The following is a 23,708-nucleotide window of genomic DNA, read 5'->3' as shown; positions in this document are numbered from 1 at the left end:
CCGCGGAACACCCGCCCCGGAACGCGTTGTTTAGTACGGGTGTTCGTATGAAAGCCGTACCCGTGATGTAGAGTGGTCCCATGCTCGCAGACATCGCGATAGAAAATCTCGGAGTGATCCCGGCCGCCTCGGCCGAATTCAGTTCGGGCCTGACGGTGCTCACAGGTGAGACCGGCGCCGGAAAGACCATGGTTGTCACGGGTCTCAGACTGCTGTGCGGGGGTCGGGCGGATGCCTCACGCGTCCGGAACGGATCGGAACGGGCGGCGGTGGAGGGACGGTTCATTACCGAGGGGATCCCGGGGGACATCGTCGAACGCGCGACCGCAATCGTGCACAACGCCGGGGGAGAGGCCGACGAGAACGGCGATTTCCTGGCGATTCGCACCGTCAGTGCCACCGGCCGTTCCAAGGCCCATCTGGGCGGGCGTTCGGTTCCCGCCGCAACGCTCTCCGAGTTCACCGATGAGCTCCTGACCATCCACGGGCAAAACGATCAGCTCCGCCTGCTCTCTCCGGAGCGGCAGCTCCAGGCCCTGGACCGCTTTGATCCCGCCATTGCCGGTCTGCGGCGCAGCTACGGCGAGAGGTACCGCTCCTGGAGGGAGCTGGAGAAGGACCTCAAGCAGCGCCTCGGTGGCCGCAGGGAATTAGCCCAGGAGGTCGATCGCCTGCAGTTCGCGATCAATGAGATCGATCAGGTCGCCCCCGAGGTCGACGAGGACACCGAGCTGCTCGCCCAGATCCGTCGCCTGCAGGATGTGGACACCCTCCGGGACCAGGCGGCCACGGCACTGTCGGCGATAGACGGGGCCGGGGCGCTGAGCGAGGACATGGGTGGGGCCGGTGGATTCGATGATCAGCAGGAGGCGGCCTCCGACCAGCTCGGCCACGCCGAGGCCTCGCTGAGTACCAGTGAGGATCCGAAGCTCATCGAGCTGGCAGCGCAGCTGCGTGAGATCACCTCGCGGCTCGGTGAGGTCTCCATGGAACTGGGTGCCTTCCTCTCCGATCTGCCCTCCGACCCCCGGGCGCTGGATCAGATGCTCTCCCGGCAGCAGCAGCTGAAACTGCTCACCCGGAAGTACGCGGCCGATATCAACGGTGTCCTCGAGTGGCGGGCCAAGGCGCAGGTGCGCCTGGAGGGCATCGACATCTCCTCCGAGGCGATCGATGCGCTTCGAACCAGGGTCGCGGAATCCTCCGGGGCGATGATGTCCGCGGCCCGGAAGCTCTCCGCGGCCCGGACCAGAGCCGCCCGCAGACTGGGCCAGACCGTGACCGCCGAGTTACAGGGCCTTGCCATGCCGAAGGCCCGCTTCGAGGTGCTGATGTCCACCGTCGCACCCGGTGCGGGTGGCGCCGATCAGGTGGAGTTCCAGCTGGCGCCGAACGCCAGCGCCGCCGCACGCCCCCTCGCCTCCTCCGCATCCGGCGGTGAGCTCTCACGGGTGATGCTGGCGCTAGAGGTGATCCTCGCTGCCGGGACCACCGGGACCACACTCGTTTTCGACGAGGTCGATGCCGGGGTGGGTGGGCGTGCGGCCGTGGAGATCGGGCGCCGGCTCGCCCGACTGGCCAATGACAACCAGGTGATCGTGGTCACCCACCTTCCGCAGGTCGCCGCCTACGCCGATACCCACCTCCATGTTGCCAAGGACGTCGGAGAGGCCTCGGTGAGTTCGGGCGTGGAGTCCCTGAGCCATGAGCGTCGGGTGGAGGAGCTCTCGCGGATGCTCGCCGGACTCGATGACACGGAGACGGGTCGTGCGCACGCCACGGAGCTCCTCGAACGCGCACAGCGCGAACGGCGGGAACTGGGGGCGGGGGAGGGCGCGGGAATTTTTTTTCGCGCGCCTCCACCAATGGTTGAGACTTCCGCCCCACAATGGCAGGCATGAGTCTGTTCAACCGCAACGCCGATCTGCCGGGCCTGCAGGGCGCCACCCGCCAATGCACCCCGCAGGGCAGGGGCCTGAAGCGTCTTTCCTCCGGCGACCTGGCGATCATCGATGCACCGGATCTGAGCAGGGCCTTCGCTCAGCGGCTCCTCGCGGCCCGGCCGGCTGCCGTGATCAACGTGGCACGGTTCACCACCGGTTCCATACCGAACTTCGGTCCCCAGATGCTTCTCGACGCCGATATCGTCCTCGTCGAGGGCATCGGCGCGGAGATCTGGGATTCCCTCAAGGAGGGCAAGAAGGGCCGTCTGACCGAGGACGGGCAGCTGTTCTATGGCGAACGCCTGATCGCCTCTGGCACCCCGGTGACCAGGACGGCAGCCGAGCACACCTTTACCGAGGCCCAGCAGTCGCTGGTCGATCACATGGAGGCCTACTTCGGCAACACCATCCAGTTCATCCATTCCGAGGCGCCGCTGCTCATTGACGGCCTCGGGATCCCCGATGCGGGCACCGACATCGAGGGCAACAAGGTGCTGGTGATTAGCCCCGGTCCGCGGCACCGCACCCAGATCAAGGAGCTACGCAACTTCATCCGGGAGTACGATCCGGTCCTCATCGGTGTCGATGCCGCGGCGGACACACTGGTCGAGCTCGGCTACAAGCCCGCCCTGATCGTGGGCAATCCCACCGGCATCGGTTCGGATGCGCTGCGGTCGGGGGCCAAGGTGATCCTTCCCGCGGATCCGGATGGACACGCCGACGGCCTGGAACGAATCCAGGATCTTGGCATCGGGGCAATGACCTTTCCCGCGGCCGTGAGCTCCGCAACTGATCTGGCACTGTTGCTGGCCAGTTACCACAACGCCCAGCTCGTGGTGAATGTCGGGGCACCGTTGGATCTCGATCGGGTCTTTGACGGTGATCCCTCCGCGGGTCCCGCCGCGCTCCTGACCCGGACCAAAGTGGGCGCGAAGCTGGTGGACGGTTCGGCCATCGCCGAGCTTTACACCGTGCGCAGCTCGGGTTCGCTGGCCTGGCTGTGGGCTCTGCTGGGTGTCCTCGTGGCCGTGGCCGTGGTCATTGTCATAGCCGGTACGGCGGGGGACGGCTCCTTCACCGACAACCTCATCGACACCTGGAACAGCTTCGCGCTGAGCGTCCAGGGTTGGTTCTCCTAGATCCACCACGAAGGGACAACAGACTAAGATGGCTAGATCTAACGGCAGGGCCGGTTTCACCGTTGCCGGCATCGCCTTCGGTGCGGCAGTCGGCGTCGCCTTCGGCACCTACGTCCTCGCGCCTAATCTGCCGGATGCACCCAACCAGACCGCGGCCTCCACCGCGGAGCTGGATCGTGCCAGGCAGGAGGCGGAGATCAACGCGGTCCAGGCCCAGCAGGCCGACAGTGTCATCGATTCCATCGCCGATGATGCGGTGGCCGGAACGCTCACCGAACGCCCGGTGCTGGTCATGTACACCTCCGATGCTGAGCAGTCGGACATCGATGATGTGGCCTGGCTGCTCCGTTCCGCCGGTGCGGTTGACGCTGGAAGAATCCACCTCGAGGATTCCTTCTTTTCCCAGGACGGTGCGGATCAACTGAAGTCCATCGTCGCCAACACGCTTCCCGCCGGAGCGCAGCTGTCGGAGACGCAGCTGGACCCGGGTACCCACGCCGGTGAGGCGCTGGGTTCGGCGCTGATGCTCAATCCGGAGAGCGGTGAACCCATCGCCAGCACCCCCGAGCGGGGCCTACTGCTGGGGGCGCTGCGGGACAGTGGTTTCATCAGCTACGAGGACGGCACCATACTCCCGGGACAGGTGATCGTTCTGATCACCGGTGACAGCGACGGATCCGGCGATTCCGGTTTCGCGGCTGAATCCCAGTCATTGTTTGCCAGGGCACTGGATTCCCGTGGGGACGGCGTCGTGGTCGCCGGCCGGATTCGGACAGCGGCGGACACGGGTGTGATCGGACGGATCCGGGCCAATCCTGATGCGGCGGCCAAGGTGTCCACCGTTGACTCCCTGGACCGCACCTGGGGCAAGATCGCCACCGTGCTCGCCGTCAGGGAGGAGTTGTCGGGCCAGTCGGGCGCCTACGGCGCCGCCGCCTCGGCGGAGGCGGCCAGTCCCGCACTGAACGGTCCCACAGCGGGGTAGGGGCTCATCGCCAGTATCTGTCCTCTAACAGGTAAAACTGCCGGTAAAGAGCCAGTGACCTGCTGATATAGGGGCAAATGAATGCTGTGTTATGCTGGAATTCCGTAGGTTTGAGAAGCGCAGAAACTCCTCCCTGCGGATTTTCCATTTTCTGGGTGCTTTCCGCAGGGGGATGTCACAATCGGCGTCAGACACTCTCGAGCAGCACAGCAACCGAAGAATGGAAGGCCCATGCCAGTGTCAACATCCCGAAATTCCAGTGCCCAGTCGGGCAAGCAGACCAAACATGTCTTTGTCACCGGTGGTGTCGTCTCCTCCCTGGGGAAGGGGCTGACGGCGGCCAGCCTGGGTCAGCTGCTCATTGCCCGCGGGTTGTCCGTGACCATGCAGAAACTCGATCCCTATCTCAATGTAGATCCCGGCACGATGAACCCCTTTGAACACGGCGAGGTCTTTGTCACCGAGGACGGGGCGGAGACGGACCTGGATCTGGGACACTACGAGCGCTTCCTGGACCGGAACCTCAACGCCAACGCCAACGTGACCACCGGCAAAGTCTACTCGACGGTGATCGCCAAGGAGCGCAAGGGCGAATACCTTGGCAAGACGGTTCAGGTCATTCCCCATATCACCGATGAGATCAAGGCACGCATCCTTGCCATGGGGGAGCCGGACGACAACGGCGATCAGCCCGATGTGGTGATCTCGGAGATCGGTGGCACCGTCGGCGATATCGAGTCCCAGCCCTTCCTCGAGGCAGCGCGCCAGGTCCGCCATGAGGTCGGACGGGAGAACATCTTCTTCATCCACTGTTCACTGGTTCCCTATCTCGCCACCTCCGGTGAGCTCAAGACAAAGCCGACCCAGCATTCGGTCACCGAGCTGCGATCGATCGGTATCGTCCCCGATGCGATCGTCCTGCGGTGCGACCGCGAGGTGCCGGAGGGACTCAAGCGCAAGATCGCCCTGATGTGCGATGTCGAGGAGGAGGGTGTTGTCTCCTGCGCGGATTCCAGCTCGATCTACAACATTCCCCAGACCCTCTACCGCGAGCATCTCGACACCTTCCTCATCCGCAGGCTCGGCCTGCCCTTCCGCGATGTCGACTGGACGGTGTGGGGTGGCCTGCTGGACCGCGTCCATCACCCTGCCGGTGAGGTCACCGTGGGGGTCGTCGGAAAGTACATCGACCTTCCCGATGCGTATCTCTCCGTCGTGGAGGCAGTGCGCGCCGGCGGATTCGCCAACAATGTCAAAGCCAACATCGAATGGATCACCTCCGACGACTGCGAAACCCCCGAGGGCGCGAAGAAGGCGCTGGGCAACCTCGATGCCATCGTGGTGCCCGGCGGTTTCGGGATCCGCGGCATCGAGGGAAAGATCGGTGCCATCACCTACGCCAGGGTCAACGGGGTCCCGCTGCTCGGACTGTGCCTCGGACTGCAGTGCACGGTCATCGAGGCGGCCAGGCGCGCGGGTCTGGACAAGGCATCCTCGACCGAATTCGATCCGGAGACCGAACAGCCGGTGATCGCAACGATGGCGGAGCAGCGTGAGGCCGTCTCGGGCAGGGCGGATCTCGGTGGCACGATGCGTCTGGGTGCCTATCCCGCACGATTGAAGGAGGGCACCCTGGTCGCCGAGCTCTATGGAACGACGCAGGTCTCCGAGCGGCACCGGCACCGCTATGAGGTGAACAACGCCTACCGTGGCCAGATTGAGGAGGGATCGGGGCTGGTGTTCTCCGGTACCTCGCCAGACGGTGAGCTGATCGAGTTCGTTGAGTACCCCAGGGAGGTGCACCCCTTCCTGATCGCCACCCAGGCGCACCCCGAGTACAAATCCCGTCCCACCAGGGCACATCCCCTGTTCGAGGGCCTCATTCGCGCCGCCCTCAACAGATAGTCACGGCCACGTCCCGGACGTCCTAGAATGGAGAAACCATGACGATCCCCGGAGAACACGAATTTCAGGTCACCGATTCCGAATTGCTGCTGGAGGCCCCGATCCTCGCGGTGCGCCGCGACACCATCCTGATGCCCGGCGGGAGAGCCGCGGACAGGGAGATCGTCGAGCATTTCGGCGCAGCGGCGGTGGTGGCCTTCGACGGGGAGTCCATCGCCCTGGTTCGCCAGTACCGGCACTGTGTCCGGGACCGGCTGTGGGAACTGCCCGCGGGTCTGCTCGACATCGCAGACGAGCCCGCACTGACCGCCGCGCAGCGGGAGCTGGTGGAGGAGGCGGGCCTTGTGGCGGGGGAGTGGTCGCTGCTCGTTGATCTGGTCACCTCACCGGGTTTCTGCGAGGAGGCGTGCCGGATCTATCTGGCACGCGATCTCACCGCCGTGCACCGGCCGGAAGCGGAGGACGATGAGGAGGCCGATATGACCCTCGAGTGGTTCCCGCTGGCAACCGCCCGCGACATGGTCCTCAGCGGCCGAATCGTCAATTCGATCGCCATCGCGGGCATTCTGACCGCCGATGCCGTGCTGTCCGGCCGCGCGGAGGCGCGGTCGACGGATGAACCCTTCACCTACCGGCCGCGCAGCCTGCCGGGGCGTCGAAAAGCTGAGGGCATCGTCCCCGACATGAAGAAGCTGTGACCGTCCACGACACCGCAGAAACCTGGTTGACGCATCTGGCTGTTGAACGCGGACTGAGCGCCAATACGCTCAGCAGCTACCGCCGCGATGTGCTGCGCTACGTCGACTGGTTGGATTCCGCCGGAATCACCGACATCGACGTCGTTTCGGTCGCCGACATCGAGGCCTACGTGCTCGATCTGCGCCGGGGTGTCGACGGCCGCACCGCCCTCGGCGCCTCCTCTGCCGCCCGGGCCCTGATCGTGGTCCGCGGGCTGCACAGGTTCGCCCTCGGCGAGGGTCTGGTCGTCATCGATGTAGCCGCCGAGGTCGCGCCGCCGGCGACGGGCAGGCACCTGCCGGACACGCTGTCGATTGAGGAGGTGTCACTGCTTATCGACGCCTGCCCCGCAGATGACGCGGCCACCGCGGCGGACCTGCGCGATAGGGCGCTGATCGAGGTGCTCTACGGCACCGGGGCCCGCATCTCGGAGGCGGTGGGCCTGAGCGTCGATGATGTCTCCGAGGCTCCGGAGGTGCTCCGCCTGACGGGAAAGGGCAGCAAACAGCGGTTGGTGCCCTACGGCAGCATGGCCAGCGACGCGGTGGCGCGGTACCTGGTACGCGGTCGACCGTTACTCGCGAAGGGCAAGTCCCATGCCTTGTTTCTCAATATGCGCGGCGGGGCTCTGTCCCGACAGTCCGCGTGGGCGGCCCTGAAAAGGGCGGTGGAGCGGTCCGGACTGGACAAGGAGGTCTCGCCGCACACCCTGCGCCACAGCTTCGCCACACATCTGCTCGAGGGCGGTGCGAACATCCGTGTGGTCCAGGAACTCCTGGGTCACTCCTCGGTGACCACCACCCAGATATACACACATGTCACCGCGGAGAACCTGCGGCAGGTGTGGCACTCCGCGCATCCCCGGGCCTGAGCGATACCCCCTTTGGTAAAGCTTTAAGGCTTGACCGTGGAGGTGGTCGGGAGACGCTCCGGCGTGTGCACGTTCTTAATGCGGGAAGGGGCCCTAAGGTGCATGTAGTGTGGTCGTGAAAGTGAATGACAGGGGAGTAATTTCTCACCCGCCCTGTTGGTCCATGAGTCAAGGAAGAGGGTTTGACTGTGAGCGATTCGGGATTGTCCGACACTCCCGGTGTTGAGCTTGGCCTCACCGGCCGTCCCCTGCGCGAGTTGCCGGAACCTATCACGCTCGAGCGGCATGGGCCGGCGACCATCCTGGCGATGGCCAACCAGAAGGGCGGCGTGGGTAAAACCACCTCCACCATCAATCTCGGTGCCTGCCTCGCGGAGCTGGGGCGCCGGGTCCTTCTGGTGGATCTCGATCCCCAGGGCGCGCTCTCCGCCGGTCTCGGCGTTCCGCACCAGGATGTCGAGGTCACCGTATACGACCTCATGGTGGACAACAACACCACGATCCAGCAGGCGATTCACCGCACCTCCGTCCACGGACTGGATGTGGTGCCGGCCAACATTGATCTCTCCGCCGCTGAGATCCAGCTGGTAAATGAGGTCGGTCGGGAACAGACGCTCGCGCGCGCCCTCCGGCCGGTGCTCGGGGACTACGATTTCATCATCCTCGACTGCCAGCCCTCCCTCGGTCTGCTGACCGTCAACGCGCTCGCCTGCGCACACGGGGTGATCATCCCGATGGAATGTGAGTACTTCTCCCTCCGCGGACTCGCGCTGCTGACCGACACCGTGGAGAAGGTTGCGGACCGCCTCAACTTCGATCTGGAGATCCTCGGCATCGTGGTCACCATGTTCGACCGCCGGACCTCCCATGCACGCGAGGTGATGTCGCGAGTGGTCGAGGTTTTCGATGAGAAGGTCTTCGACACCGTGATCACCCGGACCGTGCGCTTCCCCGAGACCTCCGTGGCCGGCGAGCCCATCATCACCTGGGCACCCTCCTCACAGGGGGCGATGCAGTACCGCAACCTGGCCAAAGAGGTCATCGAACGCACCGCGAAGCGCTAGGCGCCCGTCCATGGCAGCGGCGGCACCGGCGCAGGAACCGGGGGGACAGCCGGCAAACGGCGGGTTCCAGGTGGCACTGTCCAACTTCGAGGGACCCTTCGACCTGCTCCTGCAGCTGATCTCCAGGAAGAAGCTCGACGTCACCGAGGTGGCGCTGTCCCGGGTCACCGATGAGTTCATCGCCCACACCAGGGCACTGGGAGAGACCAGCGACCTGGACGAGGTCACGGAGTTTCTGGTGGTGGCTGCAACGCTGCTCGACCTGAAAACGGCCCGGCTCCTGCCCCGCGGTGAGGTGGACAGCGAGGAGGACCTCGAGCTGCTCGAGATCCGGGACCTGCTCTTCGCCCGCCTCCTGCAGTACCGTGCCTACAAACAGGTGGCGGAGATGTTCGCCACCTGGCAGAAGTCCGCCCGCAGACGGTATCCCCGCGCGGTGTCGCTGGAACCCCGGTTCGCGGAGCTGCTTCCGCCGGTGACCCTCGGCCACAACGCCACCTCCTTCGCGGAACTGTCCGCCGTGGTGTTCCGGCCTCGTCCGCCCGAGACGGTGTCCACGGGCCACATCCACCGTGTCGCGGTGTCGGTCCCGGAACAGGCCGGTCGTCTCCTTGACACCCTCAAGCTGGCCGGGGTGGACCACTTTCTCACCTTCCAGCTCCTCACCAGGGACTGCACGGTCTCCATGGAGGTGGTCGGACGCTTCCTGGCGCTGCTGGAGCTCTACAAGGCGCGGGCGGTGGAGACCCACCAGGAGGAGTCGCTCGGAGAACTCCGCGTGGCCTGGACCGGCATGGAGGTCGATCCCGCGGTGGTGGCAGCCGGAAACTGGAGCTAGTGACGCTTTTCCTGACGATGGTCGGCGGTCCCGACCCGGTTGCGCGCGATCGCGTTGCCGTGATACTCCTCTTGCCGTCGATAGGCATCACCTCGGGCCTCATCGACGGGCCAACCGCGAGGGACCAACGCCTGAGCGGGAGAACCGGCTGTTAGCAGTTCTCCCGGAAGCGCCAACCGTTTGGTAACCAACGGCACGCGAGACTGGGCGAAAGCCCGCGCGCCGTGCCCGACCTACGGTCGCTTCTTGAGCATCTCCAGGGTCTCATCGTCGAGTTCCCGGTCGGAGTAGATGCGGACATTGGGTTCGGTGGGATCATCCTCGGTGCCGGCGCGGCGCCCCTCCCAGACCTGGGTCAGTCCGAGCTTCTCCAGGATATGGAAGGAGGCCGGATGGTTGGTGGTGACGCGTGCGGTCAGCGGAAGGGAGGATTCGCTGCGGCGGATCGCGTCGGTGGCGGCGCGGGAGATCTCGGTGGCGTAGCCGTTGCCCCAGAGGTCGGGGCGGAGACGGTACTTGAGGTCCCACACCTTGCCGTCGACAAGCTCCACTCCACCGACCCCGACGAATTCCGAGGGGCGTTCGCGCAGGTAAACACCCCAGGGTCCGAGGTCCCTGGCGTTCCAACTGCGGTGTGTGCGCTCGATGATCTCCCGTGTCTCACGGAGACTGGTGTGGCGCGCCTGCGGTCGGTGGCCCCAGACCCGATTGTCCGAATAGATCTTGTGTGCCTCATCCTCGAGCTCGGTGGTCAGCGGAATGAGGATGAGCCGGTCTGTGCGTGTGATGGTAGCCATGGGGGAATACTAGAACAAGAAACACCATCCGTGTGAGTCAGTTCACTAAAATAATGGAATTGTGATCCGGGTCCTGCGAAAAGTGCAGGTGACATCCAGATTGCCGGAAGGTGTCACCGAGGAGAACCCCGGCGGGCCACCCTTGATCAGGGGGTGCCCGGCTCCGGAAACCGCGGTGCTCCGCGGCTCTGTAGGATCAATCCCATGACTACCGAAACCGGCACCCGGCGGCCGTCCGTGGATTCACCCCTGGTCAGCGTCGATTGGCTGGCCGCCCAGCTGGATGGGGACCATCCGCCCATCGTCCTCTGCGCCTCCATGGGGGATCCGGAGCCGTCACGGGTCAGCGGCGTCCCGGGGGCCCTCCTCGCCGATATCGACGCCGATTTCTCCGATCCCGCCTCGATCCTTCCGCACACCGTGCCCGCGGACCTGCCTGGACTGCTGGAGCGGTTCGGCATCTCCGATGACAGCACCGTGGTCGTGTACGACCGCCACGGACTGGTTGTCGCACCGCGGGTGTGGTGGTTGCTGAGAATGGCCGGACTGGACAAGATCGGAGTGCTCGACGGCGGACTCCCAGCCTGGATCGCCGCCGGGCTACCCACCATGGAGCTGTCTACGCCCACCGGCGGGGGCCGGATAACCGGTGCCACCGACCACGGTCTTCTCCGTGGCGCGTCCGAGGTGGATGATGCGCGTGAAAGGCCGGGTGCGAAGGTGATCGACGCCCGTTCCACGGGCAGATTCCTCGGAAATGACCCCGAACCGCGGCCGGGTCTGCGCCGTGGCCACATCCCGGGCAGTGCGAACCTGCCCTTCACCGAGCTTGTCGACGCCCGCGGCCTGCTCCGGCCACCCGCCGAACTGGCCTCCCTGTTCGGTGCGGCCGCCGGTGACGCGAGGGAGCTGGTGTTCAGCTGCGGCTCCGGGGTCACCGCCTGCATCGATGCCTTCGCAGCCGGGATCGCCGGTTACCGCAACGTGACCGTCTATGACGGTTCCTGGGCTGAATGGGGCAATCCCGACAGCGGCAGGCCGGTCGCCCGGACTGCTGAATCATGAGCGGTGTCCCCCTGATCTCCCAGGCCCGGTCCCGCATCGAGTCCATCCTCCTGGTGGTGGACACCCCGGTGCCCATCGCCACCCTGGCCAGAGTGTTGGAGATGGAGGAGCTAGCTGTGGCCGACCTCCTCGGGGAGATCGCGGGGGAACTCGACGAGCGCGGCAGCGGCATCGATCTGCGGGAGAGCTCCGAGGGCTGGCGCTTCTACACCCGTCCCGAGAACGCCGGCGCGGTGGAGAAGCTGCTGCTGGACGGCAGCCAGTCCCGGTTGTCCCGGGCCGCCCTGGAAACCCTGGCCGTGGTCGCCTACCGGCAGCCAGTGACCCGTTCGCAGATCTCCGCGGTTCGCGGGGTCAACGTCGACGGTGTGATGCGGACCCTTCAGCTGCGCGGACTCGTCCGCGAGGTCGGCGTGGAGGAGAGCACCGGCGCACACCGTTACGAAACAACCGAGCTCTTCCTCGAGCTCCTCGGGATCGACTCCCTTTCCCGTCTGCCCGATCTCGCGCCGCTGCTGCCAGATGTGGACACCATCGACGAGGAGTTCTGATCGCCCGCCTTGGAGAAGCGGGAGTTCAGCGACTATGGTTGGCCAGGAACCAACTTCATACGCTTTATCAAGATTAAGGACACTTCACGTGACCCCACCCGCTCGCCGTGATGGCACACCGGAAAAGAAACCGCAGGGCAGACGCTCCTCTGGCGGATTCCGGTCCGCATCCCGTGGCTACAAGCCCGGATCCACCCGACCCGCCGCCCACCACAATCCCCAGTCGCAGAAGAAGGAAGAGCTCCTTCTCTCCAACGCCAAGCCGGCGAAGAAACAGAATGTCAACACCGGGGATGACTGGTCCCAGGGCTTTCTCAACCGCAACGACAACGCCGGGGTCCGCCTGCAAAAGGTGCTCGCCCAGGCGGGGGTGGCCTCCCGCAGACACGCCGAAATCCTGATTGAACAGGGTCGGGTGGAGGTCAACGACGCCATCGTGACCACGCAGGGCACCCGGGTCAATCCCGCCACCGACATCATCCGCGTGGACGGCGTGCGCATCAACGTCAATGAGGATCTGGCCTATTTCATCCTCAACAAACCACGCGGGATGCACTCGACGATGAGTGATGAGATGGGACGGCCCTGCGTCGGAGACCTGGTCAGCGAGAAGATCTCGGCCGGTCAGCGGCTCTTCCATGTCGGGCGTCTGGACGCCGACACCGAAGGTCTGCTCCTGCTGACCAACGACGGTGAGCTGGCCAACCGCCTCATGCACCCCCGCTACGAGGTCCGCAAGACCTACCTGGCCACCGTGCAGGGCGAGGTCGGAAGGGATCTGGTCCGCCTTCTGCGCGACGGGGTGGAACTGGAGGACGGACCGGCGAAGGCGGATTTCGTTCAGATCATCGATGTCCACCAGGGCAAGTCCCTGCTGCGCCTGGAGATCCACGAGGGTCGCAAGCACATTGTCCGCCGCATGCTCGATGAGGCCGGTTACCCCGTCGAACGCCTCGTGCGCACCAAGCTGCACACCGTCCAGCTGGGTGAGCAGAAGCCCGGCACCCTGCGCGCCCTGAACTCCTCAGAGCTCGCCAGCCTGTACAAGGTGGTCGACCTGTGACGGAAGCACTTTCCAATCTCCCGGGTGGAGGGTTGATCATCGCCGTCGACGGACCCTCCGGCACCGGGAAATCCACGGTCTCCCGCGCACTGGCCAGGAGGCTCGGCGCCAAGTACCTCGACACCGGTGCCATGTACCGCGTGGCCACCCTCCATGTGCTGGACAAGGGGATCGATCCGACCGACACCGCCGCCGTGATTGCGGCCACCGCGGATCTGCCGCTGCAAATTTCCGACGATCCCGATTCCACCGAGGTTCTGCTCGGCGGCGTCGACGTACAGCGCGAGATCAGGGGTCCGGAGGTCACCCGTAATGTCTCCGCGGTATCCGCGATCCCGGAGGTACGCGCCAACCTTGTCGCCCTCCAGCGCCAGCTCAGCGCCGCGGCGCGGCGCTGCGTCGTTGAGGGCCGCGATATCGGCAGCGTCGTGCTTGTCGACGCCCCCCTCAAGGCGTACCTCACCGCTTCCGCGGAGGTCAGGGCCCGCCGCCGCTACGATCAGGATCTGGCCGCGGGCCGCAGCGTGGACTACGCCGGGGTGCTGGCTGATGTCCAGCGCCGCGATGAACTAGATTCCACCCGTGCCGTCTCCCCGTTGAAACCCGCAGATGACGCCGTGATCCTGGATACCTCGAACATGACCATGGACGAGGTCCTCGATACATTGATCACCCTGGCTCACACCTCCGCTGAAAGGAGCAACAAGTGACCGAGAAGAACAGCTTTCCCGGCGAGGATGATGACACCGTCTTCGTCTACCACACCGCCAAGGGCGAAATGGATGTCGAGGGCGCCTTCGCCGACGAGGAGGAGCTCGCCCCCCACGGTGGCTGGGCCAGCGCCGATTTCGATCCCGGCGAGTTCGGCTACGATGCCGCAAACGAGGGTGATTTCGACGATGACGACTTCGCCGCCCCGGACTTCGGGGAGGACTACACCGAGGACGAGTGGGAGGAGGTCGAGCGCGCCTTTGGAGTGCCCAAGAGCGACCACCTGGAGGAGTCACTGTGCACAGTCGCCATCGTCGGTCGACCCAATGTCGGTAAATCAACGCTGGTCAACCGCTTTATCGGGCGTCGGGAGGCGGTGGTCGAGGACTTCCCCGGAGTCACTCGCGACCGCATCTCCTATATCTCTGACTGGGGTGGACAACGCTTCTGGGTCCAGGATACCGGCGGTTGGGATCCCAACGTCAAGGGGATCCACGGTGCCATTGCGCGCCAGGCCGAGGTGGCCATGGCAACCGCGGATGTGATCGTCTTCGTCGTGGACACCAAGGTCGGCGTCACTGAAACAGACTCCGTGATGGCCAGCAGGCTGCAGCGGGCGGAGGTGCCGGTGATCCTGGTGGCCAACAAGTTCGATTCGGACAGCCAGTGGGCCGACATGGCGGAGTTCTACGGCCTCGGTCTCGGTGATCCCTTCCCGGTTTCGGCACAGCACGGCCGCGGCGGCGCCGATGTTCTGGACAAGGTCCTTGAATCCTTTCCCGAGGCCCCGCGCAACACGTCCATCGTCGAGGGACCCCGTCGGGTGGCCCTGGTGGGCAAGCCCAACGTGGGTAAATCCTCGCTCCTCAACAAGTTCGCCGGCGAGAACCGTTCGGTTGTGGACAACGTTGCGGGAACGACCGTCGACCCGGTTGACTCACTGATCCAGCTGGATGAGAAGCTGTGGAAGTTCGTGGACACCGCCGGGCTGCGGAAAAAGGTGAGGAACGCCTGGGGGCATGAGTACTATGCCTCGCTGCGGACCCGTGGCGTCATCGATTCCGCCGAGGTCTGTGTCCTGCTCATCGACGCCGCCGAGCCGATCACCGAACAGGATCAGCGGGTGCTCGCCATGATCACCGATGCGGGCAAGGCGCTGGTCATCGCCTTCAACAAGTGGGATCTCATGGATGAGGACCGCCGATGGGACCTTGAGCGGGAGTTCGACCAGCAGCTGGCCCACGTCCCCTGGGCCAAGCGCATCAACATCTCGGCCAAGACCGGCCGGGCGCTCCAGCGCCTGGAGCCGGCGATGCTGGAGGCGCTCGGCAACTGGGACAAGCGCATCTCGACGGGTCAGCTCAACACCTGGCTACGTGAGGCGATCGCGGCGAACCCCCCACCGATGCGCGGTGGCAGGCTCCCGCGCGTGCTGTTTGCCACCCAGGCCTCCACCAGACCGCCGGTGATCGTGCTGTTCACCACGGGATTCCTCGAGGCCGGCTACCGACGCTACCTGGAGCGCAAGTTCCGCGAGCGCTTCGGCTTTGAGGGCACCCCGGTCCGCATCGCCGTCCGTGTCCGCGAGCGCAGGGGCAAGAAGAAATAATCCTACCTGCGCAGCAGGAAGGCATCGCAGCGGTAGGGAAGTGCGATCTGCTCACCCGGTGCGAATCCCAGGTGCTCATGGAGGTACCAGTCCAGATTCGCGTCGACCCTGGTGCGCACCGTCTCCCCGGCGCGCAGCCAGTAGGACCTGGTGTGGGCGAGCTCGATGATCTGCTGCGTGGTCATCGTCTGGGACCAGTCGCACCGGAGCGTCGAGGAGACGGCCCACGGTGCCCCGATGTGTGGGAGAAAGCCCGGTTTGAGCACATCGCCGGCATGCATGATCCGGGAGAGTCTGTGGACCCAGGGATCCCGGGTGTCCAGGTTGTTCCACACGAGCAGTACCGTGGGTGCCACCCGTGCGAACTCGGAGGAGGCGCCCACCACATCGACCCAGTGCCAGGTCTGGGCACAGGTGATCAGATCGAAGACACCCCCTCGTACAGCCGTCGCCTCCGCCGTGGCGCGCCAGCAGGGTACCTTCGGTACCGCCACGCGGAGGACCTTCAGCATGTCCGGGCTGGGATCGAGTGCACAGACGTCGTGCCCGCGGGCATGCATCTGCCCTGTCAGTTTTCCGGTGCCCGCACCCACATCCAGCACCCGCGATCCGGCGGGTATGAGGTCGAGGACCTGAGCTGGATAGCCGGGGCGGACGTCGTGGTACCTGCCACCACCCGAGGTGAAGGCGGAGGCACCGAGCCCACGGTGCTCCGGGGTGGCGAACAGCGGTGCGTCGCGGCGGGAGACGGGGGGAATGGGAGGATATGTCATGTCGGGAAATAATCATAGTGGAGGCTCCCCCACCGAAATAACGATATATCGGTGAGCCCGCACATAGGCTAGGCTTATTCCCTGTGTCTACGCCCTCCCCACACCGGAACAGCGGGAGCGTCATTGATTATGGCGCGCTACCCGGACCCGGCGCACAACCCTCGAGAATGCCTGCCCTGAACGCCCGGTGGTGGATTCTCAAGGTGGCGCTCTCCCAGCGCCCGTGGAGTTTCATCGCATCCGCGGGAATGGCGCTGTCCTTCGTTTGCAACGGCCTGACCCCGGTGGTGGTGGGCAGGGCCGTCGACGATGCCATCGCCACACAGAATCTGGCCAGGCTGGTCCTCTGGCTGCTCGTTCTCGCGCTGCTCTTCGCGTTCTCCATCGCAGTCAACTGGATCGCGCGCTACATGTTAGTCCGCAGCCAGCAGCTGGTTGGTCACGATCTGCGAACCATGGTCACCGATCGAATCCAGGACCCACGCGGGCTGGCCGGTCGCGAACGCACCGCCGGCGGCCTGCTGTCCATCGCATCCTCGGATACTCAACGCGTCGGTGAGGTGGTGATGATGACGGTGTTCCCCGTCGCAGAGGTGGTCTCTGTCATCTACGGCGCAACCGTGATGTTCTTCATCGACCCTCGGCTGGGGATCGCCGTCATAATCGGTGGGCCCGTTCTCGTGGGTATCGCGCTCAGGGTCTCCAGACCCCTGCAACGCCGCTCAATGCAGCGCCAGCAGGCCATCGCCCAGGCCGCGGCGACTTCCACCGACGTTGTCCAGGGACTGAGGATTCTCAAGGGGCTCGGTGCGATCACGACGGTGCGGCGCCGTTATGAGAAGGTGTCATCGATCGCCTATGAGAAGACGATCCGCGCGAACGCCGCGGAAGCCCGGCTCAACGGGGTCACCGAGGCCACAGGTGCCGTCTTCGTCGCCGCGATCGGAGTATCCGCGGGCCATCTCGCTCTCAACGGATCGATGAGCATCGGCGAACTGATCACCGTGGTCGGTCTCACCCAGTTTCTCATCGGACCGATGACAATGCTCGGACGCAACCTCGCCTCGAGATGGGCCTCGGCGGAAGCCTCCGGCCGCCGAATCCGCGATGTGCTCGGTGCCGGGTTTGAACGCACCTCCACCGCCGATGAGCGGGCCATCGACGCCCTGCCCGCCGGGCTGACGGTACTGCACGCGGGGGAGGGGCACCATGAACTTCTCGAGCTTCTGGAGGCTATGCCGCGGCACCGCGTCATCGTCGCCCCGCACGCCGCGGATCTCTTCGAGGGCACCGTGGCGGACAATGTCTTCCCGGACCCGGCGATCGCCGCGGCGGCGATTACCGTGGCATCCTGCTCCGACATACCCGGTGGGGCCGGAAAACAGGTGGGGGAGGGTGGTGGAATGCTCTCCGGAGGTCAGCGCCAGCGCGTGGCACTGGCCCGCGCCATCGCATTCAACCCCGAGGTGCTGGTGCTCCAGGATCCCACCACGGCCGTGGACTCGGTGACCGAGCAGAACATCGCCGAACAGGTCACGGACTTCCGTGGTGAGCGGGTGACCATCGTCGTCAGTGATGCACCCGCCTAGAATTCCGTGGCGCGACAGCGCCTGGATTCCGCGGCGCTGCTCCCGCTGATGAGGGGTGAGAGGTGATGGCCGAGGCGTCGTTACGCTTCCCACTTGCGACGCTGGCGCAGGTGCGCCGCGAGGTGGGCCGGCAGCTGCGGCGGACCCCGCACGCCGCCCCCTGGTTCCTGGTATCGGTGGTGCTGCTGAGTCTCGGTTCCTATTGCGCGGTGCTGGTCCCGCAGCTGCTGGGCAGAATCGTCGATCTCGTCCGGGGTGGCGGGGGCGATCTCCGCACGATCGGCGCGACCCTGGTGATCGTCGCCGTGGTCGGTGCCGTGCTCAACGCCGTCGGTTTCTACCTGGTGGCCCGCATCTCCGAACGGGTAATCGCCAACCTGCGGGAGGCGATGGTGGGTACCGCACTCGGCCTGCCCACCCACCGCGTGGAGGATGCGGGCACAGGCGATCTGGTCAGCCGATCCACCGATGACATCGCCGAGCTCTCCTCCGCGGTGACCGAGACAGTGCCGATCCTGACCACTTCCGCCTTCACGATCCTGGCGACGGTCGTCGCTCTGTTCACCCTCGACTGGCAGTTCCTGATCATTCCCGCCCTGGTGGCGCCGGTCTACTACCTGGCCGCCAGAAGGTATCTGTCCGTGGCCCCGGCGCGTTACGCCGCCGAACGTGCGGCGATGGCCGAACGTGCGCGCCGTGTCCTCGAGGCGATCCGGGGCCGGGCCACCGTACGGGCCTTCTCCATGGAACAGGAGATGCACACCGAGATCGGACAGGCCTCCTGGGCCGTGGTGACCCGCGGGATCAGGGCCCGCACCACGATGCTGATCCTGAACACCTGGATGCTCTGTGCGGAGTTCCTCATGCTCTCGATCGCACTGCTGATCGGCTACCGCCTCGTGGCCGCTGGATCGCTGTCGGTGGGCGCGGTTACCGGCGCCGTCCTCATGCTGATCCGGTTGCGTGGTCCCATGAACATGTTCATGCGCGTGCTCGATACCATCCAGTCCGGGTACGCGTCACTGGCCAGGATCGTCGGTGTGGTCGCGGATCCGCCGGCACAGGTCCCCGACGCCGGTGCACCGGCGCCGCAGGGCCGCGTTTCTCTGCGGGGGGTCGGTTTCAGCTACGGCGACGGCTGGGCGGTGCGCGGGATCAACCTCGACATCGAACCGGGTCAGACCGTCGCGCTCGTCGGTGCATCCGGAGCCGGGAAGACCACCGTCGCGGCGCTGCTCGCCGGACTCAGGGTCCCGGACGAGGGGGTCGTCCTGGTTGATGGTTTTCCCGTGTCCTCGTTGTCGGACCGGGAACGAAAGGCCCGGCTCGCCATGGTCAGTCAGGAGGTCCATGTCTTCTCCGGAACACTGCGCGAGGATCTCACACTGGCCAAGCCCGGCGCAGACGATGAGGAGCTGGTGGCCGCACTGCGGGCGGTCCGGGCCCAGTCCTGGTTCGATGACTTCGCCGACGGACTGGACACCGTGGTCGGGGCCCGGGGGCTCCAGCTGGAGCCCGTTGCTGCGCAGCAGCTCGCACTGGCCCGGGTTCTGCTGCTCTCACCTGCGATTGTGATCATGGACGAGGCGACCGCGGAGGCCGGCTCCGCGGGGGCCGGGGCACTGGAGGCCGCCGCGAACGAGGTGACAAAGGGGCGTACCGCGCTGGTTGTCGCCCACCGACTGGACCAGGCCGCACGCGCCGACCGGATCCTGGTCATGGATCACGGGGAGATCATCGAATCCGGTACGCACGAGGAACTGAGGGCACGGGGAGGGATGTACACGCGCCTTTGGTCGGCATGGAGCGCGGGCAGAAACTAGAGTGGATACATGAGTTTCCAACCACTTGTGAGATCCCACCCCGTGTTCACCGTCGGTTCGCTGCCAGTGGAAGCGGGTGAACGCTAAATGAGTGTGGGTCTCAGCATGGTGCTGGTTCTTGTCTTCGTGCTCATCGGAGGCGTGTTCTCCGCCACCGAGATGGCACTTGTCAGCCTCCGGGAATCCCAGATCAAGCGCCTGGAACGCAGTCCGGGTGCCGGACGGACGGTGGCGGGGCTCGCACGGAACTCCGGGCTTTTCCTCTCCGCCGTTCAGATCGGCGTGACTTTTGCCGGGTTCTTCTCCTCGGCCTTCGGTGCCTCCACCATCGCCCCGCAGGTCTCCCCGGTGTTCGTGTCCTGGGGAATGTCCCAGGCAACCGCGGATCTGGTGGCGCTGGTGGTCCTGACGATCATCGTCTCCTATCTCTCCCTTGTGCTCGGCGAACTGGTTCCCAAGAGGATCGCCATGCAGAAGGCCGAGCGGATATCACTGCTGGTGGCAAAGCCGCTGAACGTCTTTGTCAAGCTGATGCGCCCGGTCATCTGGATCACCAACGGTACCTCCAACCTGCTACTCCGTGCCCTTGGTTTTGATCCGAACGCACGCACCGAATCGATGTCCTCGGAGGAGGTCCGGGAAATCGTCACCACCTTCGACGGTTTCGAGGAGGAGGAAAGGGAACTGGTCGGGGATGTCTTCGATGCCAACGACCGCCTGGTGGGGGAGATCATGCGGCACCGCTCCGATGTAGTGGCCTTTGACGCCAGCGAGACCGTGGCGACGGTGACCGAGGCGATCAGGCACCACCCCTATTCGCGCTACCCGGTGTTCGAGGGCACCATCGACAGCGTCATCGGGTTCATCCATGTCCGGGATCTCCTCGACTTCGCCGCACAGGGACGCAACGAGGAATCGGTCAAGGCCATCCTGCGTCCCATCGCCCAATTCCCCGGCACTCTGAAGCTGCCCGTGGCCATGCGCCAGATGCGCGCCAGCGGACACCACATCGCCGTAGTTATCGACGAATATGGTGGTACCGACGGACTGGTCACCCTTGAGGACCTCCTCGAGGAACTGGTCGGGGAGATCTGGGACGAGTATGACCGCGCCGAGCACCAGGCGGTGTTGGCGCTGCACGAGTCCAAGCAGGTCGACGGGGCCACGAATCTGGAGGACTTCGCCGAATCGACGGGGATCCATCTTCCCGAGGGGCCCTATGAAACGGTCGCCGGGTGGATCGTCACCGAGCTCAGCCGCCTGGGCAGGGAGGGTGATGTCATCCCGGTGCCCCCGGAGTACACCATCGACCGTGAGGATGATGATCGCAGTGTCCGCTATGAACTGGAGATCATAAAGGTCAGGGGCAACCGCATCGTCAGTGTGTCACTGCGCAAGGCCAAGGTTCCGGGGGCGGACAACCAGGAGTGACGCGCCCCGGAGCCTACCGTTTCGCCGCGACCAGCATGCGATCGACGCCGGCGAGGACCTCATCGACATAGGCGGGATTGACGCCGGGTTCCCTGCGCGCCTGCAGCAGCTCCGCCTGCGCCGCGTGGAGCGCACTGATCCTGGCCTTCTGCGCCCTCTCCCGGAGCACCTGCAGCTGTTCGGTGCGTTCCGGGTCCGCATCGATGCCCTGGGCAATCCAGTTTCTGATGGCCTCGATCTGTTCGGGGGGAAGATCTGATCTCTCGACCAGGTATGTCACAGAGGCCTTCCGAGCCCGCTCGGTGAGTCTGGCGATGCTCTCATCGCCGGCCGGGTCCGGTCCCTTGTCCAGATTGAGCTTCCGCACCAACCAGGGCAGGGTCATTCCCGGGACGACCATGGTCAGAAGGAGCACGACCAGGGCGATCACGGTGAGTTCATGATGGAAGGGGAAGACATTGCTCGGGATGGACAGAACCAACGCGAGGGTGACCAGTCCGCGCATCCCCGCCCAGGTCATCAGCAGCGCCTCCTGCCGCCGCAGCGGTGCCCGCATGCCCACGGGTACGGTACCGCCCTGCCTGCCGAGGCGGTGACGGTTCTTCCGGTAGGTGGCGTACATCCAGGCGCCGCGGACAGCCGTGGCTACGAGTGCGAGAACCACACCGACCCAGACCGCGTGCCACAGCTGGGCTCCCACCTCCTGCACGGCGGCTCTGACGTTGAGTCCGATCAGTCCGAAGGCGACACCGGTGAACAACACCTCAACCGTCGCCCAGAAAGCGCTTCCCGAGAGGCGGTCCTCCGCGCCGATCGAGGCGCGGGAGTTCAGTTCGACTGCTGCGATGACGATGGCGATGACACCGGACCCACCGATCTCCTTGGCGCCGATGTAGATGGCGAAGGGCAGCACCCATGTCAGCGCGTTGCGTGCCGCGACGGATTCAACGTGATCGCTGAACCACGCGGCCAACCGGCCGACGAGAAGACCGAGGATGATGGCGGCGACAACGGACCACAGGAAATCGACGGCACCGCGTCCGAAGGACAGGTCTGAGCCCTCGACCAGGGCGGCGAGGGCGACATGGAAGGTGACGATACTGGCGGCATCGTTGAACAGACCCTCGGTCTGCAGCGTGGTGGTGATCCTCTTCGGAATACCCGCGGGTTCGGCCACGGCGTCCACGGCCACCGGATCCGGTGGGGCGAGTGCGGCAGCAAGAACGATGGCCGCCGACACCCCGATACCGGGTAGCAGCAGAATGGTGGTGCCTGCCAGCACCGCGATGGTGGTGAACACCAGCAGAACGGAGAAGGACAGGATGGTCGACTTCTGTGCCCTGATCACGGACCAGGAGGTCCTCCTGGCCAGTGCCCACAGCAGCCGGGGGCAGGAAGATCGGGAGGATCAGGTCGGCGGGGATATCAAGGTCCGGGGTGAAGGGGATCAGCGCACCACCGGCGGCCACAATTGTCAGGAGAGCGGGCCAGGGAAGCCCTGTCAAGCCCCGGGTTTTGTAGAGGGTGATTTACTTGTCGATCAGGCCGCGTAGGCCTGATACTTCTGCCATTCCTGGTGAACTTCCTTCGGCGGGCGATGAGCCAGTGCGGAGTGCAACCGGCGGTTGTTGTACCACCCGATCCACTTCGAGGTCGCCACGATCACATCGGTCAGCGCCGGCCACGTCCTGCGGTCGATCAGCTCGGCCTTGAACATCGAATTCAACGCCTCGGCCATCGCGTTGTCATAGGAGTCGCCGCGGGATCCGACCGAGGCCACGACCTTCGACTCCGCCAATGACTCGCCGTAGGTAATAGAGCGGTATTGCACTCCACGGTCGCTGTGGTGGATCAGCCCAGAGACGTCCTCACCAGCGCGAAGACGAGCCGACAGGGCCATATCCAAGGCATCGCGGGCCAACGAGACCCGCATGTGGTTCGTCACTTGCCAACCGATGATCTCACGGGTGTAGGCGTCCAACACAAACGCCGCATACACCCACCCGGCCCGGGTGGGGATATAGGTGATATCGGCGACCCACAGCATATTCGGCGCGGTCACGGCGAAGTTGCGCTCCACCAGGTCGACAGGACACTCGCCGGCGTCGGCGCTGCGAGTTGACGGTCTTTTCTTCCGCCGCCGGATCCCCTTCAGCCCGTCGGTCGCCATGAGACGCTCGACGGTGCAGCGGGCGACGTGACCGAAGGTGGCCTCGCGGTTGATCTCCGCCCACAGCTTCCGGGCGCCGTAACATGAGTAGTTGTCTTCGAAGATCCGGCGCAGTGCCCGGGTGATCTGCTTGTCCCGGATGGACCGGGCTGATTCAGGCCGTGATTTGTGGGCGTAATACGTGCTCAGGGCTATCTTCGCGCTGGTGGTGGCCAGGACGCGGATGATGGGCTCGACCCCGAACTGAGCACGGTTGTCGTCGATGAAGGTGACGATTACTTGTGTGGGCGGTCGAGCTCCGCCGCGAAAAAAGCCGAGGCTTTCTTGAGGATCTCGTTGGCGCGTTTGGCTTCGGCGAGCTCGGCCCGCAGCCTGCGGTTTTCTGTTTCCAGGTCCATCGATTCGGCCGGTGTGTCGGTTCCGGATTGCTTGTGGGTGCGGACCCAGACGCGCAGGGTTTCCTTGCTCACGCCGAGTTCGTCGGCGATGCGGGTGACCGCGCCCCGGGCGGTGACGGGATCAGCTTGAGCGTGGAGCACGAGTTCTACAGCGCGCTGCTTGAGCTCGACAGTGTATTTGGTGGGCATGTAAGGGTTTCCTTTTCCAATTTCCTACCCTCCATTAAACCCGGGGCGAACCACGC

Annotated in this window: 20 protein-coding genes, 1 pseudogene and 1 other annotated feature; of the genes and pseudogenes, 16 read left to right on the top strand and 5 right to left on the bottom strand. The window is 65.2% G+C overall.

Annotation, left to right across the window (positions count from 1 at the left end):
- Positions 1-80 precede the first annotated feature (80 nt).
- The 8 genes from recN (at position 81) to B7E02_RS08700 (ending at position 9,483) form a co-directional block, all read left to right on the top strand.
- The gene (recN, locus tag B7E02_RS08735) at positions 81-1,901 is read left to right on the top strand and encodes a DNA repair protein RecN (RefSeq protein ID WP_080795062.1); all 1,821 of its coding nucleotides are present in this window, start codon (positions 81-83) and stop codon (positions 1,899-1,901) included.
- Positions 1,889-3,082, top strand: a complete 1,194-nt coding sequence (gene steA / locus B7E02_RS08730) for a putative cytokinetic ring protein SteA (protein WP_080795060.1) — start codon at positions 1,889-1,891, stop codon at positions 3,080-3,082. Before recN ends, steA begins: the two co-directional genes overlap by 13 nt.
- Positions 3,083-3,110: 28 nt before the next feature.
- Entirely contained in the window at positions 3,111-4,067 is a 957-nt protein-coding gene (locus B7E02_RS08725) for a copper transporter (protein ID WP_080795056.1), read from the top strand.
- A gap of 237 nt (positions 4,068-4,304) precedes the next feature.
- The gene (locus B7E02_RS08720) at positions 4,305-5,972 is read left to right on the top strand and encodes a CTP synthase (RefSeq protein WP_245802233.1); all 1,668 of its coding nucleotides are present in this window, start codon (positions 4,305-4,307) and stop codon (positions 5,970-5,972) included.
- Between the two features lie 38 nt (positions 5,973-6,010).
- Positions 6,011-6,670, top strand: a complete 660-nt coding sequence (locus tag B7E02_RS08715; protein ID WP_080795051.1) for an NUDIX domain-containing protein — start codon at positions 6,011-6,013, stop codon at positions 6,668-6,670.
- The gene (gene xerD, locus B7E02_RS08710; RefSeq protein ID WP_080795048.1) at positions 6,667-7,581 is read left to right on the top strand and encodes a site-specific tyrosine recombinase XerD; all 915 of its coding nucleotides are present in this window, start codon (positions 6,667-6,669) and stop codon (positions 7,579-7,581) included. Before B7E02_RS08715 ends, xerD begins: the two co-directional genes overlap by 4 nt.
- Positions 7,582-7,769: 188 nt before the next feature.
- Positions 7,770-8,645 carry a ParA family protein gene (locus tag B7E02_RS08705; RefSeq protein WP_080795046.1) on the top strand — a complete coding sequence of 292 codons (876 nt, stop codon included), beginning with the start codon at positions 7,770-7,772 and terminating at the stop codon, positions 8,643-8,645.
- A 10-nt stretch (positions 8,646-8,655) separates the two neighbouring features.
- The gene (locus tag B7E02_RS08700) at positions 8,656-9,483 is read left to right on the top strand and encodes a segregation and condensation protein A (RefSeq protein WP_080795043.1); all 828 of its coding nucleotides are present in this window, start codon (positions 8,656-8,658) and stop codon (positions 9,481-9,483) included.
- 233 nt (positions 9,484-9,716) lie between these two features.
- Here the strand turns inward: B7E02_RS08700 and B7E02_RS08695 are convergent, their stop codons facing one another.
- Entirely contained in the window at positions 9,717-10,280 is a 564-nt protein-coding gene (locus tag B7E02_RS08695) for a GNAT family N-acetyltransferase (RefSeq protein WP_080795040.1), read from the bottom strand.
- A 204-nt stretch (positions 10,281-10,484) separates the two neighbouring features.
- On the opposite strand from B7E02_RS08695, the gene B7E02_RS08690 reads away from it, so the two are divergent.
- The 5 genes from B7E02_RS08690 to der all read left to right on the top strand — a co-directional run bounded on the left by B7E02_RS08690 (position 10,485) and on the right by der (position 15,279).
- Positions 10,485-11,345: a sulfurtransferase gene (locus B7E02_RS08690; RefSeq protein ID WP_080795036.1), complete on the top strand. Its 861-nt coding sequence runs from the start codon at positions 10,485-10,487 to the stop codon at positions 11,343-11,345.
- Positions 11,342-11,896 carry an SMC-Scp complex subunit ScpB gene (gene scpB, locus B7E02_RS08685; protein ID WP_080795033.1) on the top strand — a complete coding sequence of 185 codons (555 nt, stop codon included), beginning with the start codon at positions 11,342-11,344 and terminating at the stop codon, positions 11,894-11,896. The genes B7E02_RS08690 and scpB overlap by 4 nt, the downstream gene beginning before the upstream one ends.
- An 88-nt stretch (positions 11,897-11,984) precedes the next feature.
- The gene (locus B7E02_RS08680; RefSeq protein ID WP_080795031.1) at positions 11,985-12,959 is read left to right on the top strand and encodes a pseudouridine synthase; all 975 of its coding nucleotides are present in this window, start codon (positions 11,985-11,987) and stop codon (positions 12,957-12,959) included.
- On the top strand, positions 12,956-13,669 hold the full coding sequence (cmk, locus tag B7E02_RS08675; protein ID WP_080795027.1) for a (d)CMP kinase: 714 nt from the start codon (positions 12,956-12,958) through the stop codon (positions 13,667-13,669). Before B7E02_RS08680 ends, cmk begins: the two co-directional genes overlap by 4 nt.
- Entirely contained in the window at positions 13,666-15,279 is a 1,614-nt protein-coding gene (der, locus tag B7E02_RS08670; protein ID WP_080795024.1) for a ribosome biogenesis GTPase Der, read from the top strand. The genes cmk and der overlap by 4 nt, the downstream gene beginning before the upstream one ends.
- A gap of 2 nt (positions 15,280-15,281) precedes the next feature.
- On the opposite strand, the gene B7E02_RS08665 is transcribed toward der, so the two are convergent.
- On the bottom strand, positions 15,282-16,052 hold the full coding sequence (locus B7E02_RS08665) for a class I SAM-dependent methyltransferase (RefSeq protein ID WP_080795020.1): 771 nt from the start codon (positions 16,050-16,052) through the stop codon (positions 15,282-15,284).
- Between the two features lie 167 nt (positions 16,053-16,219).
- On the opposite strand from B7E02_RS08665, the gene B7E02_RS08660 reads away from it, so the two are divergent.
- The 3 genes from B7E02_RS08660 to B7E02_RS08650 all read left to right on the top strand — a co-directional run bounded on the left by B7E02_RS08660 (position 16,220) and on the right by B7E02_RS08650 (position 20,895).
- On the top strand, positions 16,220-17,641 hold the full coding sequence (locus tag B7E02_RS08660; protein ID WP_080795019.1) for an ABC transporter transmembrane domain-containing protein: 1,422 nt from the start codon (positions 16,220-16,222) through the stop codon (positions 17,639-17,641).
- 65 nt (positions 17,642-17,706) lie between these two features.
- On the top strand, positions 17,707-19,464 hold the full coding sequence (locus B7E02_RS08655) for an ABC transporter ATP-binding protein (protein ID WP_080795017.1): 1,758 nt from the start codon (positions 17,707-17,709) through the stop codon (positions 19,462-19,464).
- Between the two features lie 87 nt (positions 19,465-19,551).
- A complete protein-coding gene (locus B7E02_RS08650; RefSeq protein ID WP_080795016.1) occupies positions 19,552-20,895 on the top strand; it encodes a hemolysin family protein in 1,344 nt (447 codons plus the stop codon).
- 13 nt (positions 20,896-20,908) lie between these two features.
- Here the strand turns inward: B7E02_RS08650 and B7E02_RS08645 are convergent.
- From B7E02_RS08645 to B7E02_RS08635, 3 genes and pseudogenes are all read right to left on the bottom strand, one after another.
- Positions 20,909-22,397, bottom strand: a pseudogene (locus B7E02_RS08645) (cation:proton antiporter); the annotation flags it as partial.
- A gap of 38 nt (positions 22,398-22,435) precedes the next feature.
- On the bottom strand, positions 22,436-23,329 hold the full coding sequence (locus B7E02_RS14380; protein WP_245802197.1) for an IS3 family transposase: 894 nt from the start codon (positions 23,327-23,329) through the stop codon (positions 22,436-22,438).
- Positions 23,252-23,380, bottom strand: a sequence feature (AL1L pseudoknot). It overlaps the preceding gene by 78 nt.
- Positions 23,341-23,652 carry a transposase gene (locus tag B7E02_RS08635; RefSeq protein WP_080792459.1) on the bottom strand — a complete coding sequence of 104 codons (312 nt, stop codon included), beginning with the start codon at positions 23,650-23,652 and terminating at the stop codon, positions 23,341-23,343. Its footprint overlaps the feature before it by 40 nt.
- Between the last annotated feature and the right edge of the window lie 56 nt (positions 23,653-23,708).

It is taken from the genome of Corynebacterium pacaense, assembly GCF_900169525.1.
In the GTDB taxonomy this organism is placed as follows: domain Bacteria; phylum Actinomycetota; class Actinomycetes; order Mycobacteriales; family Mycobacteriaceae; genus Corynebacterium; species Corynebacterium pacaense.
Note: the sequence above shows the minus strand (reverse complement) of the source record. Positions and strands in the feature narration are given on the sequence as shown.

Excerpts from the sequence above, each read along its gene's own strand:
- recN (WP_080795062.1), top strand. The coding sequence starts at position 81 with ATGCTCGCAGACATCGCGATAGAAAATCTCGGAGTGATCCCGGCCGCC.
- steA (WP_080795060.1), top strand. The coding sequence starts at position 1,889 with ATGGCAGGCATGAGTCTGTTCAACCGCAACGCCGATCTGCCGGGCCTG.
- B7E02_RS08725 (WP_080795056.1), top strand. The coding sequence starts at position 3,111 with ATGGCTAGATCTAACGGCAGGGCCGGTTTCACCGTTGCCGGCATCGCC.
- B7E02_RS08715 (WP_080795051.1), top strand. The coding sequence starts at position 6,011 with ATGACGATCCCCGGAGAACACGAATTTCAGGTCACCGATTCCGAATTG.
- B7E02_RS08700 (WP_080795043.1), top strand. The coding sequence starts at position 8,656 with ATGGCAGCGGCGGCACCGGCGCAGGAACCGGGGGGACAGCCGGCAAAC.
- B7E02_RS08695 (WP_080795040.1), bottom strand. The coding sequence starts at position 10,280 with ATGGCTACCATCACACGCACAGACCGGCTCATCCTCATTCCGCTGACC.
- B7E02_RS08690 (WP_080795036.1), top strand. The coding sequence starts at position 10,485 with ATGACTACCGAAACCGGCACCCGGCGGCCGTCCGTGGATTCACCCCTG.
- scpB (WP_080795033.1), top strand. The coding sequence starts at position 11,342 with ATGAGCGGTGTCCCCCTGATCTCCCAGGCCCGGTCCCGCATCGAGTCC.
- B7E02_RS08665 (WP_080795020.1), bottom strand. The coding sequence starts at position 16,052 with ATGACATATCCTCCCATTCCCCCCGTCTCCCGCCGCGACGCACCGCTG.
- B7E02_RS08660 (WP_080795019.1), top strand. The coding sequence starts at position 16,220 with ATGCCTGCCCTGAACGCCCGGTGGTGGATTCTCAAGGTGGCGCTCTCC.
- B7E02_RS08655 (WP_080795017.1), top strand. The coding sequence starts at position 17,707 with ATGGCCGAGGCGTCGTTACGCTTCCCACTTGCGACGCTGGCGCAGGTG.
- B7E02_RS08650 (WP_080795016.1), top strand. The coding sequence starts at position 19,552 with ATGAGTGTGGGTCTCAGCATGGTGCTGGTTCTTGTCTTCGTGCTCATC.
- B7E02_RS08635 (WP_080792459.1), bottom strand. The coding sequence starts at position 23,652 with ATGCCCACCAAATACACTGTCGAGCTCAAGCAGCGCGCTGTAGAACTC.